This window comes from Paenibacillus sacheonensis, assembly GCF_009909195.1.
In the GTDB taxonomy this organism is placed as follows: domain Bacteria; phylum Bacillota; class Bacilli; order Paenibacillales; family Paenibacillaceae; genus Paenibacillus_Z; species Paenibacillus_Z sacheonensis.
Genome location: NZ_JAAAMU010000013.1, coordinates 38,963 through 57,241, shown reverse-complemented (window position 1 = coordinate 57,241; position 18,279 = coordinate 38,963). Strand labels below are relative to the sequence as shown.

Annotated in this window: 18 protein-coding genes and 1 pseudogene; 8 read left to right on the top strand and 11 right to left on the bottom strand. The window is 58.7% G+C overall.

Annotated elements, in window-relative coordinates:
* Positions 1 to 3 precede the first annotated feature (3 nt).
* Both GT003_RS21950 and GT003_RS21945 read right to left on the bottom strand, forming a co-directional pair.
* The gene (locus GT003_RS21950; protein ID WP_161701868.1) at positions 4 to 783 is read right to left on the bottom strand and encodes an SDR family NAD(P)-dependent oxidoreductase; all 780 of its coding nucleotides are present in this window, start codon (positions 781 to 783) and stop codon (positions 4 to 6) included.
* 102 nt (positions 784 to 885) lie between these two features.
* Complete coding sequence (locus tag GT003_RS21945) at positions 886 to 1,347, bottom strand: chemotaxis protein CheX (protein WP_161701866.1); 462 nt, start codon at positions 1,345 to 1,347, stop codon at positions 886 to 888.
* A 191-nt stretch (positions 1,348 to 1,538) separates the two neighbouring features.
* Between GT003_RS21945 and GT003_RS21940 the strand changes: the two genes are divergently transcribed.
* Entirely contained in the window at positions 1,539 to 2,555 is a 1,017-nt protein-coding gene (locus GT003_RS21940; protein ID WP_161701864.1) for a zinc dependent phospholipase C family protein, read from the top strand.
* A 13-nt stretch (positions 2,556 to 2,568) separates the two neighbouring features.
* On the opposite strand, the gene GT003_RS21935 is transcribed toward GT003_RS21940, so the two are convergent.
* The gene (locus tag GT003_RS21935) at positions 2,569 to 3,585 is read right to left on the bottom strand and encodes an HRDC domain-containing protein (RefSeq protein ID WP_161701862.1); all 1,017 of its coding nucleotides are present in this window, start codon (positions 3,583 to 3,585) and stop codon (positions 2,569 to 2,571) included.
* 271 nt (positions 3,586 to 3,856) lie between these two features.
* Here GT003_RS21935 and GT003_RS21930 point away from each other — a divergent pair, with 271 nt between their 5' ends.
* Together GT003_RS21930 and GT003_RS21925 are read left to right on the top strand one after the other, a co-directional pair.
* Positions 3,857 to 4,153: a DUF3055 domain-containing protein gene (locus GT003_RS21930; RefSeq protein ID WP_204798931.1), complete on the top strand. Its 297-nt coding sequence runs from the start codon at positions 3,857 to 3,859 to the stop codon at positions 4,151 to 4,153.
* A gap of 65 nt (positions 4,154 to 4,218) precedes the next feature.
* The gene (locus GT003_RS21925; protein ID WP_161701860.1) at positions 4,219 to 4,479 is read left to right on the top strand and encodes a hypothetical protein; all 261 of its coding nucleotides are present in this window, start codon (positions 4,219 to 4,221) and stop codon (positions 4,477 to 4,479) included.
* Between the two features lie 224 nt (positions 4,480 to 4,703).
* On the opposite strand, the gene GT003_RS21920 is transcribed toward GT003_RS21925, so the two are convergent.
* The 3 genes from GT003_RS21920 to GT003_RS21910 all read right to left on the bottom strand — a co-directional run bounded on the left by GT003_RS21920 (position 4,704) and on the right by GT003_RS21910 (position 9,787).
* Positions 4,704 to 7,175 (bottom strand): glycoside hydrolase family 38 N-terminal domain-containing protein, encoded by a 2,472-nt coding sequence (locus GT003_RS21920; RefSeq protein ID WP_161701858.1) that lies wholly within the window; start codon positions 7,173 to 7,175, stop codon positions 4,704 to 4,706.
* 183 nt (positions 7,176 to 7,358) lie between these two features.
* Entirely contained in the window at positions 7,359 to 8,219 is an 861-nt protein-coding gene (locus GT003_RS21915) for a 5'-3' exonuclease (RefSeq protein ID WP_161701856.1), read from the bottom strand.
* 92 nt (positions 8,220 to 8,311) lie between these two features.
* Complete coding sequence (locus tag GT003_RS21910; RefSeq protein WP_161701854.1) at positions 8,312 to 9,787, bottom strand: alpha/beta fold hydrolase; 1,476 nt, start codon at positions 9,785 to 9,787, stop codon at positions 8,312 to 8,314.
* Between the two features lie 256 nt (positions 9,788 to 10,043).
* Between GT003_RS21910 and GT003_RS21905 the strand changes: the two genes are divergently transcribed.
* Both GT003_RS21905 and GT003_RS33205 read left to right on the top strand, forming a co-directional pair.
* Entirely contained in the window at positions 10,044 to 10,280 is a 237-nt protein-coding gene (locus GT003_RS21905; RefSeq protein ID WP_161701851.1) for a hypothetical protein, read from the top strand.
* Positions 10,281 to 10,776: 496 nt separating this feature from the next.
* Positions 10,777 to 11,012 (top strand): annotated as a pseudogene (locus GT003_RS33205) (DUF8034 domain-containing protein); the annotation flags it as partial.
* Positions 11,013 to 11,014: 2 nt separating this feature from the next.
* On the opposite strand, the gene GT003_RS21900 reads toward GT003_RS33205, so the two are convergent.
* Positions 11,015 to 11,179: a hypothetical protein gene (locus GT003_RS21900; RefSeq protein ID WP_161701849.1), complete on the bottom strand. Its 165-nt coding sequence runs from the start codon at positions 11,177 to 11,179 to the stop codon at positions 11,015 to 11,017.
* 67 nt (positions 11,180 to 11,246) lie between these two features.
* Here GT003_RS21900 and GT003_RS21895 point away from each other — a divergent pair, with 67 nt between their 5' ends.
* The 3 genes from GT003_RS21895 (at position 11,247) to GT003_RS21885 (ending at position 14,322) form a co-directional block, all read left to right on the top strand.
* Positions 11,247 to 12,212, top strand: a complete 966-nt coding sequence (locus GT003_RS21895; RefSeq protein WP_161701847.1) for an aldo/keto reductase — start codon at positions 11,247 to 11,249, stop codon at positions 12,210 to 12,212.
* 119 nt (positions 12,213 to 12,331) lie between these two features.
* Entirely contained in the window at positions 12,332 to 13,342 is a 1,011-nt protein-coding gene (locus tag GT003_RS21890) for a Gfo/Idh/MocA family protein (protein ID WP_161701846.1), read from the top strand.
* Positions 13,342 to 14,322: a Gfo/Idh/MocA family protein gene (locus GT003_RS21885; protein ID WP_161701844.1), complete on the top strand. Its 981-nt coding sequence runs from the start codon at positions 13,342 to 13,344 to the stop codon at positions 14,320 to 14,322. Before GT003_RS21890 ends, GT003_RS21885 begins: the two co-directional genes overlap by 1 nt.
* A gap of 481 nt (positions 14,323 to 14,803) precedes the next feature.
* Here the strand turns inward: GT003_RS21885 and GT003_RS21880 are convergent, their stop codons facing one another.
* From GT003_RS21880 to GT003_RS21865, 4 genes are all read right to left on the bottom strand, one after another.
* Positions 14,804 to 16,009: an aminotransferase class I/II-fold pyridoxal phosphate-dependent enzyme gene (locus GT003_RS21880; protein WP_161701842.1), complete on the bottom strand. Its 1,206-nt coding sequence runs from the start codon at positions 16,007 to 16,009 to the stop codon at positions 14,804 to 14,806.
* 21 nt (positions 16,010 to 16,030) lie between these two features.
* Positions 16,031 to 16,390 carry a Spx/MgsR family RNA polymerase-binding regulatory protein gene (locus GT003_RS21875; protein WP_161701840.1) on the bottom strand — a complete coding sequence of 120 codons (360 nt, stop codon included), beginning with the start codon at positions 16,388 to 16,390 and terminating at the stop codon, positions 16,031 to 16,033.
* A gap of 103 nt (positions 16,391 to 16,493) precedes the next feature.
* Positions 16,494 to 17,498 (bottom strand): RluA family pseudouridine synthase, encoded by a 1,005-nt coding sequence (locus tag GT003_RS21870; RefSeq protein WP_161701838.1) that lies wholly within the window; start codon positions 17,496 to 17,498, stop codon positions 16,494 to 16,496.
* 59 nt (positions 17,499 to 17,557) lie between these two features.
* Positions 17,558 to 18,133 carry a cob(I)yrinic acid a,c-diamide adenosyltransferase gene (locus tag GT003_RS21865; protein WP_161701836.1) on the bottom strand — a complete coding sequence of 192 codons (576 nt, stop codon included), beginning with the start codon at positions 18,131 to 18,133 and terminating at the stop codon, positions 17,558 to 17,560.
* Positions 18,134 to 18,279 lie beyond the last annotated feature (146 nt).

The window sequence follows — 18,279 nt, the reverse complement described above, 5'->3', positions numbered from 1 at the left end:
TGCTTACTTACGGTTGAGCCATCTTCCGGCCAGCCTGTCGGCCATGCGCGGAAACAGCCCGTATATTCGAATGCCGACGGATGCCGTCCACGGCAGATCCACTTCCGGCGTCCGCTTGCGAATCGCCTTCACGATCGCTGCCGAGACTTGCTCCGGCTGCAGCATGAAGCCTTTCAAACGGTTGAAATAATCCCCGGACGGATCCGCCGACTTCAGAAACGGCGTATCGATCGGCCCCGGATTGATGGCCGTCACCGCTATGCGCATCCCGGCAAGCTCGGGACGGATCGCATTCGTGAAACCGAGCACCGCATGCTTCGTCGCGGCATAACCGGAAGCCTTAGCCGTGCTTAGCTTGCCCGCCATGGACGCGACGTTCACGATATGTCCTTCGCCCTGCGCCTTCATGACCGGAAGCACCGCCTTAGTGCAGCGGACGATCCCCATATAATTGGTATCCATCATGGCCTCGAACCGTTCCAGCGGCGTATCTTCGAGCAGCTCGAACACTCCGAAACCGGCATTGTTGAGCAGGACGTCGATCCGCCCGTAATCGCCCGCGATCGTACGAATGACGGACTGAACGGCCGCGTCGTCGGTCACGTCCATTTCGTATACGCCGTGCTTGCCGCCAATCGTATCGGAGACCTGCTGCAGCTTGACTTTGCTTCGTCCGGTCAGGATCGGAACGGCGCCCTGCGCCGCCAACTGCCTGGCCGTCTCGGCGCCGATGCCGCTCGCCGCGCCGGTTATGACTATGATTTTCCCTTGCAACACCTGCATCACCTGTCTCCCAGTTTATCGCAACCTGTACGAATAGGCAAAACGAACCGTGCCCTGGAAACCGGAGCATCAAAAAAAGCTCCCGCGGGAGCTTGAATCATGCTACGATGCAATTAGCACTTGGATATCCAATTCGCCAATACCGTCCATGATCAACGGTATCGTCAATGCCTTCGTTGCCGAGAAGCCCGCGGCCTGCGCGGAATGAATCACTTTCGGCGGCGTGATATCCACTCTGACGCCTTGATTGAACAGCATCGTGCTGGCGTTGCCGCTTATCATATTGCCGAGCTCCGAGATCGCGCTCTTGCCCATCTCGTCCATTTCGGCGATGGCATAGCCCCCCATCATGGCAGAAACCATCTTGAGCGCTACCTGCTCGCTTAAGCCGAATACGATATCCCCGTTCATTTGACCTTTCAGACCGATCTGAATCCATATGTAATTTTCCACGAACTTTATGTCTTTAATGCCGAGCTGCCCAGTAGAAGGTCTGATTTGAATCACTTGCTCGATCACGATTTTAGCGGACTCCAGGAAGGGATTAATATACTCAGCCTTCATCTTGAGGTAGCGCCCCTTTTCGACGTTGTCGTTGAAACTATTTCCAATTATACAAGATTACTTAGGCCAAGTATACCATGCCTTATCGTCTTTTGCGGAAATATGTCGAACCATCGTCCTAAAGATCTGCTAAACTTTTTGCCTATACACCGTATTATGCCCGTTTTATACCATTTATTAGGAGGTTATTCGTGCCAAACGTCTGGACCCACATGATTTTCGGACAGCGATGCCTGGAAGCACTAGGAGTAGAGTCACTGGTCGCGCTCACGGAACGCAAACGCATGTTTAATATGGGCTGCCAGGGGCCCGACTTCTTGTTCTATCATCAGTTCCTGCCCTGGCAGACAAACAAGGCGATGAACAAGCTCGGGAGCGCCATGCACCAGCGGAGCTGCGGCCCTGTTCTCATGGACCTGCTGGACGCGGTAGACCGCATCCCCGCCGCCGATCCATCCAAAGCTGCGGCGACTGTATATGCCATTGGGTTCCTGCTGCATCATCTCCTGGACCGTGTCATGCATCCCTATGTCTTCAGCCGTTCGGGCTCTCGCAAGTGGGACCATCAGCGCTTCGAAGTCATGATGGATACGCTGATCGCGCGGAAGCTGCTTGGCACGGAAACCTGGAAGACTGCCGTCTGGCGCGAAATCGATATCGGAGGCGAGCTTCCGGAGCCGATCGTCGACGCCTTCGAGGGCATCGCTGCCGTTCATTATCCCGACCTTGCCGCGCGCATCCGGCGGGAAGACTGGCGGATCGCCATGCGCGACATGATTCGCGCGCAGCGGCTGTTTCATGATCCAAGCGGATTAAAGCGGATGCTGACGTTCAAGCGGATCGATCCGTTCGTGTACGAAAGCCGGCTGCCGATGCTGGATATTCTGAACGAAGCGCGCCGTCCATGGCTGGACCCGACAGACGGGCTTACCATGCACGGCGACGATGTGTGGACATTGTGGGATAAAGCGATGGAAGAAAGCGTAACCGTCGTGAAGACTGTTCTGCTGTGGCTAGGCGCCCATGGACCGGAACGCGAGGATATGCAGGAGACGACGGTCCCGTCCAAGCGGCAGCTTCGCGAATCCGCGACGGAATCGATCGGTAACCGTTCCTACGAGACCGGCTATGGCTGCGACAGCGGCTTGTCGATTCGGTTCGAGGATCCCATCTGGCCGCAATCCGCAAGCCCGCGCTCCAGCCAGTAGCGAACCTCGGCTTCTACGAGACCCGGTCCTGCCCGCCGTTTGCCCTGCGGTACCGGAGCCGAATCAGTCTCAGCCGGTCGTAGATAACGTCAAGCGATTTGCCTTTCCCTTGATCCGCTTGCTCTCCGTATACTTGATGCAGGACAGGCTTCAGATACCTGTCGCCGATCGCTTGCATCGCTTCCCAGACGAGCTGCTGTTCGAATTCCGGCATCTGCGCCAGCTCCCGCTCGATAAGCGGCTCCAAATCGTAGCCCTCCGTGTCCAGCTTCTCGATTCTTTCCAACAAATCCCGGCGCGGAAGCTCGGTCTGCGCCTGCAGCTCGTCGATCGTCTTGCCTTCGGCGATCGCCCGGAGCAGCTCCCGCTTCTCGATCTGACGATCCAACTGCGCCTTGAACTTATTCTCTTTCTGCTTGAATACCCATTTCGTATACGCCTTCGGATCCAGCGCGCCTGCTACCCAGTCGAGCGGGAACTGCGTCTCCCGCGGGCTAGCCCCCGTAATCGCCAGCACTTCCTCGCAGTATGCGGCCTGCTTCGATTCGCCCCAGCCCGGGATTTGCAGCAGCTCCTCCGGTTGATGCGGCACGAAGGCGCTGATCATCCACAGCATGCGGTTCGTCGCGACCAAATACGCCGACTTCTTGATCGCGACCGCCTTGGCGCGCCGCCAATCGCGCAGGGCGTTATACAATTCCGAATCGCCGTTCAACTCGCCGTAGCATTGAATCAACGAATACAGCGTGCCGGTCCCCTCCAGGCTCCTGCGTTCCTCGAGCATGCCGTCGATCAGCGGCGAGAAGCCGTTCCCCATCTGCACGGCAACCCCGTGCCGGAACGCGGTCATCATCTCTTCCCAAGACCCGCCCTCATACCAAATTTGCTGCCCGTCTGCCTGCCCGATCGTAGAATCGGTCCAGATGACCGACCATACGCCGTTCTGCTCGCACATCGACAGCTGCGCTTCGCCGGCTGCCCCGTCCTCTCCGCCCTGCTTCTCAAACGTGTTCAAAAATACGACCTGCATGCAGATACCTCCGTCATTCGTATTGATCAAACCCAGCCCCTCCGGGCGATCCCGCAGCCGGCCCTAGACACGCAAAAAAAGCACCTCTTGCCGCCATATAATGGCGATAAGAGGTGCTTCCTCACGTGCAGCGATTCGATTGCTGCTATCATAGCACAGCCCCGATATGGATGGCAATAGAAAGACTTCCTGTTCCTTCCTTCCTTCGGGTGTTGTTGCCGGGTTTGCGACGGGGATGCTATGATAGACGCAGCTAAAGGAGGAACGACCGATGCTGCTGCCTGATTATGATTTTATGTCGGATACGACCGAGCAAACGACGACCCGCTTCGTGACGTTCATCACGCCGAACTTGAAGCGGTTCGACCTGGCCATCATGACGACGAACCGCTTCTACGGCAAGAAGCTGATTACCGACCTGCAAAGCGGACGCACCGCGATCGTGGGACAGGACGATTTGGACGAGGAGGGCTATCTGGAATACACGTACAAGATTACGGAAGAGGAAGCCGCCGATTTGCGCCAATTTCTCGAATTGGTGGTCGGATCGGTGAATTTTACCGACTGATCGGGGCACACTGAAACGGTAATTAAGCCACGCCAACTCAACTAACCGTTTCAGGAGGTGCCGACTTGTTCATAGAAGAAGATCGTCAAACGTATACGGATTTTAAATCGGTGGAATCCCAGCGCAACGACCTCGTAGCGGAAGAGTTCCCGGAAGGCCCTTACGGCTCCGATATCGTGAAAGCGTCGCTTGGGAAAAGCTCGCCCTGGCGGGTCGACATGCGCTCGCCGAACAGATTCGATTACGAGAACCGCGATCTGCACCAGGGGATTGACCGCGATTACCCCGGTGAAGACAGTTATCCGGATGCCATAGACGAGCCTTGACCATGACGCACCCCCGGCAAGCGCCGATAACCGAATGGAAGCGAACGCCGATCGAAGGATCGGTCCCGCATCCGTTCGGTTTTTTTCATTCCCGTCCTTTCCCGGCCTGCGCACGCGAGTCTTCGTACGTGCCTTCGTCCAGAAATCGGACTGTCCGCGCGGAACGGCAAAAAAGGCCAGCCCGAACGTCATCGTACGATGACCTTGGGCTGGCCCGGCGGGGGTTACATGCCTTCCATCAACGAAATTTCTTCCATCGTGCGATTGACCGCCGATACGCGGTACGTCTTGACCTCGAACGGACTCAGCCGAACGCGGTTCGAGATGCCGAGCGCCGGCAGCGAAACCTCCGTTTCGCGCGAGCTGCCCGTCGGCTCATGCAGCCGGAGAATATAGTCATTCTCCCGCTCCATCGCCTTGAAGGCGCCGAGTTGAACCACATCGTCCTTCAGTTCGACGAGCGGCAGCGGCTTCTCGCCCCGGCCCGTCGGGAAGAAGGACAAGGCATACGGCGCTTCGCCGAGCTGCGCAGCTTCGCGGTCGACATGCGCCAGCCGTTCCGCAGCCGTTCCCACGTTCAGCCAGAACGTGAATTCCCGCTCGCCTTGGTCGATCCGAGGCGAGAAGCGGTCCTGCACGATCAACGGCCGGTCCATGATCGGATGCGTCGTGTAACCCGGGCTGCGGAGCAGCGTCGGACGGATGGCTCCATCCTTGAAATCCGAGCCGTACGTGCCGTTGTTGATCAGCGTGACCGCCGTATCCGCGGCGCGGGAATACGACGCCGTCCATTTCTGGGCGACGGCTTCCTGCCCTCCCGTATCCAGTTCCTGCACGCCGTATATCGTTTGCCCGCAATAGGCCGGATCTGCGATCGCAGTCGGTATGGACAGCTTCAGCAGCTTGTCTTTTTCGTTCCAATAGACGCGCGCATGCACCTCGAGCCGGCTTCCCCGCTTCGGAAGCTTGTAGGTCAGCACAAGCTTCGACTGGTTGTACGCGAGCATGGCCTCGACGACCGTCCGAACCTCGCCGTCCTCGACGATGCGCACCGAAGGCAGCAGCGCGTGGCGCAGGCCCGAGAAGTCCGAGCCCGCTCCGCGGTCCATCAGCTGAAACGAGCCGATATCCGGTTCGAAGCGATTCGTGTCCATTCGCCACGGATCTTCATTGTCCGCGACGACGACCGGCAGGAACGCGCCCGGCTTCAAGTACGACACGCCGTTTACCTTATAGTCATCGAGCAGGCCGGTGTTCGTGTTAACGATGACTTCCAAAGTGCCGTTATTGAAGACGATACGGCCGTTCTCCGCGATGGCCGACGGCTCCGGACGCGCCGGGAGCATCTCGATGCGGCAGTCGAACCGATTCATGGAGGAAGGAGCGAGCTCCGCTTCGAACACGACGCGTTTGCGCCAGTCGAGGTTGATGTTGCTCTGTTCTTTCTCCGATTGGGATGGAATGCGCACGCCGTCCCGGTACACGATCGGGTTCGAGAATTCCGGTTTCCAGTTCTGATCGGCAAGCATGAATTCGCAGGCGAATATGCCTTTGACCGGGAACGGATGCGGATTGTAGACGAGAATCGGATATTCCCCTTCGCCGGCCTTGCGTTCTCCGGCGGCCAGCGCAAAGAAGGCGCGCGCCTTCAAACGGGAAACGATCTCCAAACCATGCCCGAGCAGGCGAAGCGATGCATCTTCGGCAGGCTGGACCGAAGAGCCTGGCAGGATGTCGTGGAACTGCGCCGTCATCAGATCGTATGCTGCCTCGCGCAATTCCGCCTTCGGATAGGCAATTTTGCCCGCAACCGCCGCGGCGGACAGCATTTTCTCCGTCAGGTACAACTCATTCTCCAACAAACGATGCTTCTGCTTGATCCGGATCATCGACGTATAGCAGCCGATAAACCGCGGATTCAAATCGTTCTCGTGACGCTTCAGCTCCGGCCCTTGCGCCAAGTCGGCAAAATAAGCCTCCGGCGTGGAATGCACGATGTCGACCTCGCCATTCGACCGCATCAGCTCGCCGATATCGTCCAAATCCTGCCGCGACGGACCGCCGCCGTGATTGCCGACGCCCCACAAGAAGATGCCCAGCTCTTTGCCCGCGTTCTGATCCAGCCAGTGCTGAATCGATTGGCGCGCCTTGCCCATCTGCGTATTGTAGAAATACGTCTGATGCGCCAGCACTTCGGAGCCGTCGAGGCCAACCCAGCGGAAGTCCCTGTCCGGCCCGATCGTCCGGTCGTCCGGACGCATGAACAGATACGAATCGAAGCCGGCCTTCGCCATCAGCTGCACCAAACCGCGGGAATGGCCGAACGAATCGAAGTTGATCGCCGTCGTCGGTCTAGCCCCGAATTTGTCCAGGAAATAGGCGCGCCCATGCAGCATCTGCCTGACAATGGACTCGCCGGACGGCATATTGCAATCGGGCTGCAGGTACCAGCCGCCCATGATGTTCCATCTGCCAAGCGCGACCAGCTCTTGGATTTCCTTGAACAGCTCCGGTTCGTACTCCTCGATCCACCGGTACAGAATAACCTCGTTATGATTGAAAATATAGCCGTCGTACTCCCTGCAAAACTCGGCCGCCGCGCGAAACGTCGATACCGCCGCTGCCGCTCCTTCTTCCCATTCCCACTGCCAAACCGGATCCAAATGCGCGTTACTGAGCAGATGAAGCTTTGCCATCGGAACAGCCTCCCGAGCGAGATGTGTTTGTTAGGAACATAATAATGTTCCTTTTAAACATACAATACCGCATTTGATAGATTCTGTCGATAACAAACGGATGAACGAAAAAACGGGACAGCGCAGTCTCAGCCGCGCCATCCCGTTTCTCCAAGCAACAAATAATGACATTCATGAGTCCCGTTAACCAATCAGCTTCAGCAGCGACGTCAATCGATACTGCTCGAACACCGGCTGCGCGGTTTCCAGCGGCACCGCCCACAGGCAAGCATCCAGCTCGCAATGGATCGGCACTTCGATATTGATGCGCGCGAGCGTGCGGGATAAGTGCAGCATGTCGAGATCGGATTCGATCTTCGTCTTGACGCTCTTGGACAAGGAATCCAGATTGGCCAAGATCCCGTCGATCGATTCGTATTCCTGCAGCAGCTTCAGCGCGGTCTTCTCGCCGATTCCTTTGACGCCGGGATAATTGTCGCTCGTGTCGCCCGTCAACCCTTTCATCTCGATGATTTGGAACGGGTGCACGCCTTTGTCCGTCCGCAGGAAATCCAGATCGTACACCGCATAGTTGCCGCGTCCCTTCTTCATGATGACGACATGGATGCGGTCCGACACCAGCTGCAGCATATCTTGGTCGCCCGTCAGCACGTACACATGGCCGAGCGCGCTGAGCTTCTGAGACAACGTGCCGATGCAATCGTCGGCCTCGTAGCCCTCCAGCCCGACGTTCGGAATGTCGAGCGCGGCGACGATGTCCTTCACGAGCGAGAATTGCGGGATGAGGTCTTCCGGCGCTTCCGGCCGGTTCGCCTTATAGTTCGCGTACATCTCCGTGCGGAACGTCTTGCTCCCCATGTCCCAGCAGCACAATACATGCGTCGGCGAGAATTGCTTGACCGCATCGAATAAATATTGCAGAAAGCCGTATACGGCATTCGTCGGCGTGCCGTCCGCCGTCCTGCGCGCATCGTACGACTGCGCAAAATACGCGCGGAAGAGCAGCGCCATTCCGTCGACGATCAATATCTTGTTTTCGTTCATAAGTCGCTTCCATCCATTTCTATCGGTTTATGTACGTCTATCATAGAATAGGACCGCCCATGACCGCAACGATATTGCCCGAATGGATGCATTTACATAGAGTCGTCCAGAATGCTGCCGGCGAATTTCTCGAAGTACAGCGCCGAATCCGGCCGATTCAGCTGCTTTTCCCGCAATGCCGTCCATTTGGATAGCTCGGCGATCAACTCTTCGAAATCGGAGCGAAAATCGATGAACCACTGATCATAGATGCCCGTCATGAACGGCGCCTCGCCGAGCAGCGGCAGGAATTGTTTGGCCGCCGCGTATTTGGCCTCTTCATCCGCGATGAGCAGGATTCGCTTCATGGCGGCCGCATAGGTTTGGAGATCGCATTCGACGACGGCCTTCAATCGGATATGCCTGCGGCCCGCGTCAAGAAGGGAATCTCCGCCCGGCAGCTCGAGCAGCTTCTTTAAGTGCCCTAAGTAGACCCGCAGATTATTAAGCGCAGCCGACCGGTGCACGTCCGGAAACAAGGCATCGCACAGCTCTTCCCGCGTGCATGCGGGATGTATCGCGACATAGGCCAATATATTGCGCGCATAACGTTTATCCCAGCCATCCGCAATCGGAACGCCGTTCAGTTGCACTTGAAACGGATGAAACAACGCGACGCTGAGCGTGGGCTCGAACTGCCTGCCCGCGGTAGAGCTCGAAGCCTGAGCGACCGTTTGCATGACGGAATGAAGAACGGACGGGATTCGGCTGGCCATGGTTTCCTTCTCCACCTGCGGCAGCTCGCGATCCGAAGCTCTGGTTATGAACTCGTCGATCCACTGGGCCGTCAACAGCGGCTGGTCGATGAACACCGCATTCGCCGCATGCGGCACGACCAGGAACGATCCTTGCTCGAAGTAGCCTGCCGTAATCGATTGCAGCTGCGGAAGATACAGCTTGTCCCGCTCACCGGCAAGCAGCAGCGTCTTGCAGTTGATTTTGCGCCGCTCATGAATGGGCCGTTCCAGCATTTGCAGTCGAAACAATTGGACGTACAGCCGTCCGTCCATCCGATCGTAAGCGTCGTAAATCCGCTGAATCGTCTCATGTCCATCCGGGAGCAGCGTGAGGAACGGAATGAACTCGCGCCGGGCGACGGCCCGAAGCCCCTCCTTCTCTATGAGCTTCAGGTAGGAATGAACGATATGCTCCCCTTCGACGGCGGGATAGAACATGGCGATCGATAACAGGACGAGCGATTTGACCCTGCTGGGATTCCGTTCCGCGAACGCGACCGCCAGCGAGCCGCCGAAGCTGTGCCCTGCGATATGAACCTCTCGAACCGCAAGCGCATCCAACACGCCGAACAGCGCATTGGACAGGATATCCCAGGTAATCTCGCCTTCAAAGCCTCCCTGCAAATCGATGAAAAGCAGATGGTAACGCTCATTCAAACGCTCGGCCATTTCGCCCCAAAACGAGCTGTTGAAGCCGTTTCCATGAAGGAGCAGAAGCGTTTCCGCCGCCGCTCGGCTTGATTGCCGGTAACGGTAGGTCATGATCGAATTCTGATCGTTCAAGTCTGACATTTCAATGCCTCCACGCAAGACCTCTGCCCCGGTCGATTATGATAAATGCTCGCCTGCGGAACGAAACATGTAACGGATATGTAACGTAAAGTTTACTATAATTTTAGCATAGTGGTGAGCAAAATCGTTGCGTTATCCACTATTTGGATTTATTTTCTTTCTTGCATCGTTATACGTTCGAAGAGTATCTATTGTTTCATTTTGGAGGAGACAATGACAATGATTGATGCAGGACGGCAAAGGAGCATTCAGTGGTTTGAGCGACGACCTGGATCTTTACGACTATGCGGCAGCAATCGGAGACTTCACATGGCAGGAGAACATCATGGATAAGTTCAAACAAAACGACGCGTACATAGAACCCCCTCCCTCCGCGCTGACGGACGAGGAATTCAACCGGCTGCTTCTCGCCATCGCCAAGAAAATCGAAGAAGTGCACGCGCTTATGGAGCAGGAAAAGTGCAAGGTTTACCGCTGCGATTCGCAGTCTTAAACCGTACGTTCGTCCGGGTCCGGCCATGACTGCATGGCCGGGCCTTTCTAATTCTATCACTCCCCCAGTCTTCCCCCAGTCTTGCCGTGCTCGCTGCATTCTCCCGAATAAGACGAATAACCTCCTCCTATTAATCGGGACCCCCAAAACATGCGATAGTTGCCGCTGATCCTCGTATTGGTCCGTAATCGTGCCTCATGGGAACGTATCTAACCCTAATCGCCTACCCAGGTTTGATGGGGCTCTGACGCATGCTCGGCAAGGGCAAGCCAGTACCTCCGCAGAGTCGATACATTTGCTTCGCAGCCTCAAATTTTGCTGTCGCCTGTCGTTCGTCCCCGTCCTCAATGAAATTCGAATTAGACGCTGATCTTCAAAACCGACACGACTAACTTTCCCATAAAACGAGTACCTTGGGGAATGTGGAGGGAGGACTTCCGTTGTTTCGCGCAGCGCATGTGAGTTTGAAGATATCCGCCGTCCCGAGCACGCGGCGATGGGGGCCGTCATACGCGAGCGGGTGTCGCGCGGCGACGTGATCGCGAATTTGGCAGCCACGACGATGGTTGCGAACGCCTTCCTGCATACCGGGGAGGAAAAGTACGGTACGAGGGTGAAAGAATACGTGGATGCCTGGATTGCGCGTGCCGAGCGGAACGGCGGTCTCGTCCCCGACAACGTCGGTTTGTCCGGCGAAATCGGGGAGACACTGGGGGCAAATGGTATGCTGGTTACTACGGCTGGACATGGCCGCATGGCTGGCTGTCGGTCGGCGACGTGCCTAGGACGGCGAAGTCAGGGAGCTTCGTCTGCTGGCGGGCGCCTTCGGCGAGCATCGCTCCGTTCGCGCTTCTTCTTGCATGGAAGCCGGAACGGTGACTGCGCATCACGACATTCATGACCGGGAGTTTCTGGTACTCCTGCAGCCAGCGACCCAATTGCGTCTTGAAATGGAGGTGGAACGACTTGTCAACGCACCTGCTTAACGAAACCATGCCGCCGTTTAACGAAGAAGTCCGCCGGTTCCGGCTGCGTAACGGCGGAGACGATTGGGCATATGGCGTCGGGGCCGCCTGGCTCGGACGAGACGGCCTGGATGCCGCCCGTCTCAAGCGGGATACGGCAGTATTGGAACATGCCTACGAGCTCGGCATCCGCTATTACGATACGTCCGCGGCCTATGGAGACAGCGAGTTCGTCGTCGGCTCGTTCATCAAGGGGCTCGGCGGACTTCGCTCCTCGGTCTTCGCGGCGACGAAGGCGCCGATCCCCAAGGAGCTGACGCCGGGAGAAGCGAAAGCGCATGTAACGCGCGGCATCGACGAAAGCCTGCGGCGTTTGCAAACGGATTATATCGACCTGCTGCAAATCCACGACGTCTATACGCTCAGCCAAGTCACCGTCCCCGGCGGTGCGCTGGAAGCGCTGAGGGAAGCGAGAAGCGCCGGCAAAATCCGCTACGTCGGTCTGGGCACCCGCCCGCTGGATCTGCTCGAGGAAGTCATTGCGAACGGTCACGTGGATTCCGTGCTCACGTATTCGGATTATACGCCGATCGATCAAAGCGCAGATACGCTGATCCGGCTCGGCGCCGAACGGAATGCCGGCATCGTGAACGGCAGCCCGCTGTCCGCCGGCATCCTGTCCGGCGCGGATCCTCGGACGCTGCTGGTGTCGGAAAGGCACGAGGAGTCGGTCAAACGGCGCAAGCTCGCCGGGGAAGTCTATGATCTGTGCGCCGCCTTCGGCATTCCTTTATTAGCCGCTGCCCTGCAGTATCCGCTGCGCTGCACGGATATCGTCATGAATCTGACCGGTCCGAAGGACGAGGGCGAGCTGCTCTCCACGCTCGAGGCGCTGCGCTATCCCGTCCCGGAATCGTTCTGGCAGTCTCTCGATGCTTGGAACCGCAGGCGGATTGCGAAAGTTTAAGAGAGGCTTTGCCATCGCAAAACTTAGTTTTTGCTTCCGATGTAGGTTTGCTTTCTTGTTTTATTGACGGCTGCGAGACTTCGCCCGCAAAACTAAGTTTATGTTTAGGAGGGGAACACATGCGAATCGCACTTATCGGCTCCGGGGCCATGGGCACCGTCCATGCCGAGGCACATGCGCGCAATCCGCGCGCCGAGCTCGCCGGCATCGTCGATTCCCGGCTGGAGACGGCCGCCGCTCTAGCGGAGCGGCTTGGGACGCGCGCCTATGCCACGCTCGACGAGCTCATGGCTGCCGAAACTCCCGATGTCCTCGATATCTGTCTTCCTACGTTCATGCACAAAGAATACGTTCTGCGCGCCGCATCCTGCGGCAAGCACGTCATCTGCGAGAAGCCGATCGCCGGCAGCCTCGCGGACGCGCGGGAGATGATCGAGGCCTGCAAGGCGGCCGGCGTTCAGCTGTACGTCGGCCATGTGCTGCGCTTCTTCCCGGAATACGCGCAAGTTCGGGACCTGATCCGAAGCGGCGAGATCGGAGAAGTCGGCACGATCCGCACGGAGCGCGTCAGTGCCTGTCCGCGCGGCTATGACGGCTGGTATCTGGATTTTTCCAAATCCGGCGGCGTGCTGCTCGATCTGATGCTGCATGACTTCGACTGGCTGCGCTGGACGTTCGGCGAAGTAGACCGCGTCTACGCGCGCAGCCTGCTCGCTTCCGGCGACACCGAGGAACCGGATCATGCCTTCGTTACGCTGCGCTTCGGCAGCGGAGCGATCGGCTATGCCAATGGGTCGTGGGCTTATCCCGAAGGGTTCGCCACGCGTCTCGAGGTTGCCGGGAATGGCGGCATTCTGTCGGTCAACTCGGAGGATGCCGTCACGAACCGCGTCCAACTGGCTGCGAAGGAAGTCAACCAGGCGGCCGTGCAAGTGCCGCACAGCGCCCTAACCCATAGCCCGTACGACGTGGAGCTCGATCATTTTCTGCGCTGCATCGCCGATGGCATCGAGCCCGTCCTGACTGCCGAGGATGCGTTCGAAGCGCTGCGCATCAGTCTCGCCTGCATGCATTCGGCCATAACCGGTACGGCTGTCGAAATGGAAAGCTTCGGAAAGGGGAATGCCTGATGAAGATCGGCCTACTGGGCGTTGCCCACATGCATGTCTACGCTTATGTGCACGGCCTGCGCCAGCTTGGCGTTGAAATCGCCGGCGTCGCCGAAGCCGAAGAGAATCGCGGCCGCCAGGCTGCGCACGACTTCGGCACCCATTGGGAACAAGACTACGAGAAGCTGCTGGCATCGGATATCGAGGCGGTCGTCGTTTGCTCCGAGAATGCCCTCCATCGCGAGCTGGCCGTTGCCGCGGCGCATGCCGGCAAACACATTTTGTGCGAAAAGCCCCTTGCCGACTCCTTGGAAAGCGCCGAGGAGATCGTCCAAGCGGCGCACCGCCACGGCGTCAAGCTGATGACCGCATTCCCCTGCCGTTTTCACCCCGCAGCCGCGGCGATGAAGCGCGACGTCGACAACGGCTCGCTGGGCCGCATTCGCGCCTTACAGGGCACCAATCGCGGCTCCATGCCTGGCGGGTGGTTTATCGAGAAGGCCAAGTCCGGCGGCGGAGCCGTCATCGACCACACGGTCCATGTCGTCGACTTGATGCGTTGGATCATGCCGGGCGCGGAGATCACCGAAGTGTACGCGGAGATCGGCACGCGCTTCCACAAGATCGAAGCGGATGATTGCGGAACGCTCGTGTTTGCATTCGACAACGGCGTTATCGCTTCGCTCGACCCTTCCTGGTCGCGAACCAAATCCTTCCCGACCTGGGGCGACGTGACGCTCGAAATCGTCGGCAGCGCCGGCGTCAGCAAAGTCGATCTGTTCAAGCAAAATATCGTGGTCCATAAAGACGCAACGATGAAAACATCCTGGGTCAACTGGGGTTCCGATATGGATGCGGGCCTGGTGGCCTCCTTCGTCGACAGCATTCGCAACGACAAGCCCGTCGCCGTCACGGGCGAGGACGGGCTGGAGGCGGTGCGCGTCGCGCTGGCCGCCTACGAGTCGGCCGCATCCGGACAACCGGTGAAAATCATACGATGAAACAGACGGAGGCCTTACCTTTCGTTGCAGGGAAGCCGCGTAAACCGCGGCTTCTGCCGGTTGGCACGGAAGGCTTGGAGCATTGGCCGGGCAAGCCCGGCTTCGAGGCTGCCGGCATCGTCGACATTTACGGAGAATGGGCGCCGGAGCCGAATATATTCGGCCGCGTAGCCCGAAACGGTGCGCATGGAGCACTTGGGCCTGCATCAAGGCCCGCTTCCGGAATGGCTGCGCGATACGCACGAAGCATCGGAGACCGAAGGCCGCCGCCGGATCGATTTTTGCATCGAGGGCTGGGCACGCGAGCTTTCCTCCTCCCGTTAGCATGAAGTTTGTAAGAAGTTTGAAAACCAAAAAGCCGGCAGGCTGCATCAGCTTCGTCTGATGCAGCCTGCCGGCTTTCTCGATAACTTTCGCACGTTCTCGTTATGTCCGTTAAGTCATGTTAGGTGAGGCTCCCAATCGGAAAGAGGCCAACAGCCTAGTATTCGCCGCGAATAAATGCGCCGATGCGCGTCGCGGCCTCTCTCAGGCGAGCTTCGTCCTCGACCAGCGCGATACGTACGAAGCCCTCGCCTTCCGCGCCGAAAGCATCGCCGGGAATGACCGCGACTCCCGCTCTTTCGAGCATTTCCCGGGAAATTCGACGCGAGTCCCATGGCTCGGTCAGCTGCCACTGCATCCGAGGCAGCTTCGCCCACAGGAACATCGTCGCTTTGGGACGTTCGACTTCCCAGCCCTGCTCTCGCAGCGCTTCCGTCAGCACGTCTCGGCGGCGCTCATAGACGGGCCCGACCTTCGGCCCGGTTCCCGCTATATCCATGTCAAGCGCGACGATTCCCGCCTCTTGTACGGGGAGGAAAACGCCGTAATCGATGTTCGCCTTCAGTTCGCGCATTGCCGCGACGGCTTCGCGGTTGCCCGCAAGAAAGCCGATCCGGCAGCCTGCCATATTGAAGCTTTTCGACAAGGAATGAAATTCGACCGCCGTGTCGATCGCGCCGTCGACCTGAAGTATGCTTGGCGGGCGGCAGCCGTCGAACGCCATTTCCGAATAAGCCAAATCATGCACAATGAGAACGCCGTGCCGCTTGGCAGTCTCGACCGCAAGCTCGAAGAAGGCAAGGTCCGCCACGGCGGATACAGGATTGCCCGGATAATTGAGCAGCATGAACTTCGCGCGCTGCCAAACGTCGTTCGGTACGCTTGCGAAGTCGGGCAAGTAATCGTTCTCGGCCCGCAGCGGCATGAGATAAGGCACGACTCCTGCCAAGGCCAATGCAGCCGCATAGACCGGATACCCCGGATCCGGCAGCAGCACGATATCGCCGGGGTCGCACAGCGCGAGTGCCAGATGGCCGAGGCCGTCCTGCGAACCCATCAGCGAGACGAGCTCCTCCGCGGGATCGATCGCGATGCCGAAGCGGAAAGCCAGCCACTCGGACGCCTTCGCGAGAAAAGCCGCCGTGCCTCGGGACCCCGGATAACCGTACGCATCGCCCCGCAGCGCGGCTTGGCTCAGCGCCTCCCTGATCGGTTCGGATGGCGGTAGGTCGGGACTGCCGATGCTGAGATCGATCACATCCAGCCCGCGCAGAACCGCGTTCCGCTTCCACTCCGCGACCTCCGCGAAGATCGAGGAGCCAAGGCGCGACAGCCGCTGCGCGCGCCATAATTTCGTAGACACTCGCTTATCCCCCTCGCTGCCTTAGCTCCAAATACGATTGAAATCTTCTTCCTTGAAACCGACCGTCACCGTAGTGCCGTCCGACACGACAGGCCGCTTAATCAATCTGCCATTGGAAGCCAGCAGGGCGATTTTCTCGCCGTCCGACATGCCGGGCAGCTTGTCCTTCAGGCCCATTTCCTTATACGCCTCGCCTGAAGTGTTGAAAAACTTCTTCACGTCCAGCCCGCTTCTCTTCACGAGGTCCGCCAGCACCTGGGCAGACGGCGCCGTCTCGAACACGTTATGGTGCTCCAGCTCATAATCCTTGCTCTTCAGATTCTTGATCGCGCTGCGGCAGGTACCGCATTTGGGATATTCATAGATCGTCAGCTTCTTCATCGTTGCTCTATCTCCATCCGTTCATGTTCTCCGTCAGGGTTCCGGATGATCCGTCTGCGAGGCTGCTTGTCCTAGCGGTCTGCGGCGTCGGCCGCGGTCCCCGTCATCGCGGCTGCAGCTTCGCAAGCTCGGCCTCCAGTCGTCTCAAATCATCCGGCAGCGACGCTTCGAAGGTCATCCGCGCGCGCGTAATCGGATGCGTGAACGACAGGATCGCGGCATGCAGCGCCTGCCGATCGACGGCCTTCTCCAGCAGCGGCGCTTCCTCGGGCGCGCCGTTCCCGGCAGGAGACGGATCTCCCTGACCTTGGCTTGTCTCGCCGGCAAGCATGGAATCTTCTCCCGCTCTACTGCCGTCATTGAAGCTGCCGCTAGCTGCCGCTCGTTCCGCATAACCATAAAGCTTGTCTCCGATCAAAGGGCAGCCGACATGCTTCATGTGAACCCGGATCTGATGCGTTCGCCCCGTCTCCAGCTTCAAATTCACCTTGGCGGCGACGCCGTCTCCGTACACCGCTTCCACTTCGTAATGCGTCACGGACGGGTAACCGTCCGGCGCGACCACGCGCAGATGCGGATTAGCCTTGTCGCGATCGATCGGCTCGTCGACGGTCGCCGACAGTTCCGGCGGCGACCCGTACACGTACGCCCGATAGCGTTTATCCACCTCGCCCCGCTGCAGCTGCTCGGACAGCTGCTGATGGATATAGGCTGTCTTTGCGATGGCTACAAGCCCCGACGTCTCCTCGTCCAGACGGTGGATCGGCCTGAAACGCACCCGTTCCCCGCGAAGCTTCCAGTAGTGGACCACCCCGTTCGCCAGCGTTCCCGTATAGTGCCCGTGCGTCGGATGAACGATGATCCCCGGCGGCTTGTTCACGACGAGCAGATCGGCATCCTCGTACACGATATCCAGCTCCATCTGCTCCGGCAAAATATCGTCCGACTCCTCCTGCTCCATCCGCAGCTCCAGGAGATCTCCCGCGGCTACGCGGTCGTTGGTATAGACCCGCTCGCCGTTGACCGTGATGCCGAGATCCGTCAGCTTGAGGCGGGACAATAGCTTGCGGGAAACGCCGAGACGCCGCTCCAGCACGGTCCGTACCATCTTGCCGTCATCCTCTGCGGACGCGCGCACCGTCAACGGAGGGTAATAGGCCGTCTCGCTCACGAATCGCGTTTGCGGAAGACGTCCGCGCTTCTGATATAGGCCGTGTCCTCCACGCCTAATCTAGCGTTAGCCGCGCGTGCCGCCGCGAAGAAATAATCCGATAGCCTGTTGAGATACGTCATGACCGGCGCGGGCACCTCGACCTCCGCGCTCAGCGTTACGGCTCGGCGCTCCGCGCGCCGGCACACGGTCCGGCATACATGCAGCACCGCGGATACTTCGCTTCCCCCCGGCAGGATAAAGCGCGTAATCTCGGGCGCGGCGTCCGTATGCGCGTCGATCCATCCCTCCAGCCGTTCCGCCGCTTCCGGCGTCAGCTTCAGGTCGCGTCCTGCTGGATCGCGGAAAGCGAGATCCGACCCGCAGTCGAACAGCTCCTGTTGAATTTCCAGCAGCTCCGCGGCCAGCCCGTCGAGCTGCCCTGCCGCTGCCGCCAGAGCAGCCGCTTGACCGACGAAGCTGTTCAGCTCGTCGATGGTGCCGTAAGCTTCAACCCGGATGTCGTCCTTGCGGACGCGGCCTCCCTTCACCGAGGTTTCTCCGCCGTCTCCCGTTCGCGTATAAAGTTTCATCGTCAACGATCCCTCCCTTGGTTCTTACCATCCAAAATGCGCTGCTTTTAAATATAGCATAAATCCCCTTGCCGCGGCTTGCGGAAGGCAGCGCGCGACTGCCGCATCGAGCCCGCCCTTGCAACTTCCTCCGCCTCTAGTCGACC

Coding starts and splice junctions, on each gene's coding strand:
- GT003_RS21900 (WP_161701849.1), bottom strand. CDS start 11,179: ATGAATGTCGTGATGCGCAGTCACCGTTCCGGCTTCCATGCAAGAAGA.
- GT003_RS21950 (WP_161701868.1), bottom strand. CDS start 783: ATGCAGGTGTTGCAAGGGAAAATCATAGTCATAACCGGCGCGGCGAGC.
- GT003_RS21865 (WP_161701836.1), bottom strand. CDS start 18,133: ATGAAACTTTATACGCGAACGGGAGACGGCGGAGAAACCTCGGTGAAG.
- GT003_RS21945 (WP_161701866.1), bottom strand. CDS start 1,347: ATGAAGGCTGAGTATATTAATCCCTTCCTGGAGTCCGCTAAAATCGTG.
- GT003_RS21920 (WP_161701858.1), bottom strand. CDS start 7,175: ATGGCAAAGCTTCATCTGCTCAGTAACGCGCATTTGGATCCGGTTTGG.
- GT003_RS21870 (WP_161701838.1), bottom strand. CDS start 17,498: ATGGTACGGACCGTGCTGGAGCGGCGTCTCGGCGTTTCCCGCAAGCTA.
- GT003_RS21885 (WP_161701844.1), top strand. CDS start 13,342: ATGAAGATCGGCCTACTGGGCGTTGCCCACATGCATGTCTACGCTTAT.
- GT003_RS21875 (WP_161701840.1), bottom strand. CDS start 16,390: ATGAAGAAGCTGACGATCTATGAATATCCCAAATGCGGTACCTGCCGC.
- GT003_RS21935 (WP_161701862.1), bottom strand. CDS start 3,585: ATGCAGGTCGTATTTTTGAACACGTTTGAGAAGCAGGGCGGAGAGGAC.
- GT003_RS21910 (WP_161701854.1), bottom strand. CDS start 9,787: ATGTCAGACTTGAACGATCAGAATTCGATCATGACCTACCGTTACCGG.
- GT003_RS21930 (WP_204798931.1), top strand. CDS start 3,857: ATGCTGCTGCCTGATTATGATTTTATGTCGGATACGACCGAGCAAACG.
- GT003_RS21890 (WP_161701846.1), top strand. CDS start 12,332: ATGCGAATCGCACTTATCGGCTCCGGGGCCATGGGCACCGTCCATGCC.
- GT003_RS21915 (WP_161701856.1), bottom strand. CDS start 8,219: ATGAACGAAAACAAGATATTGATCGTCGACGGAATGGCGCTGCTCTTC.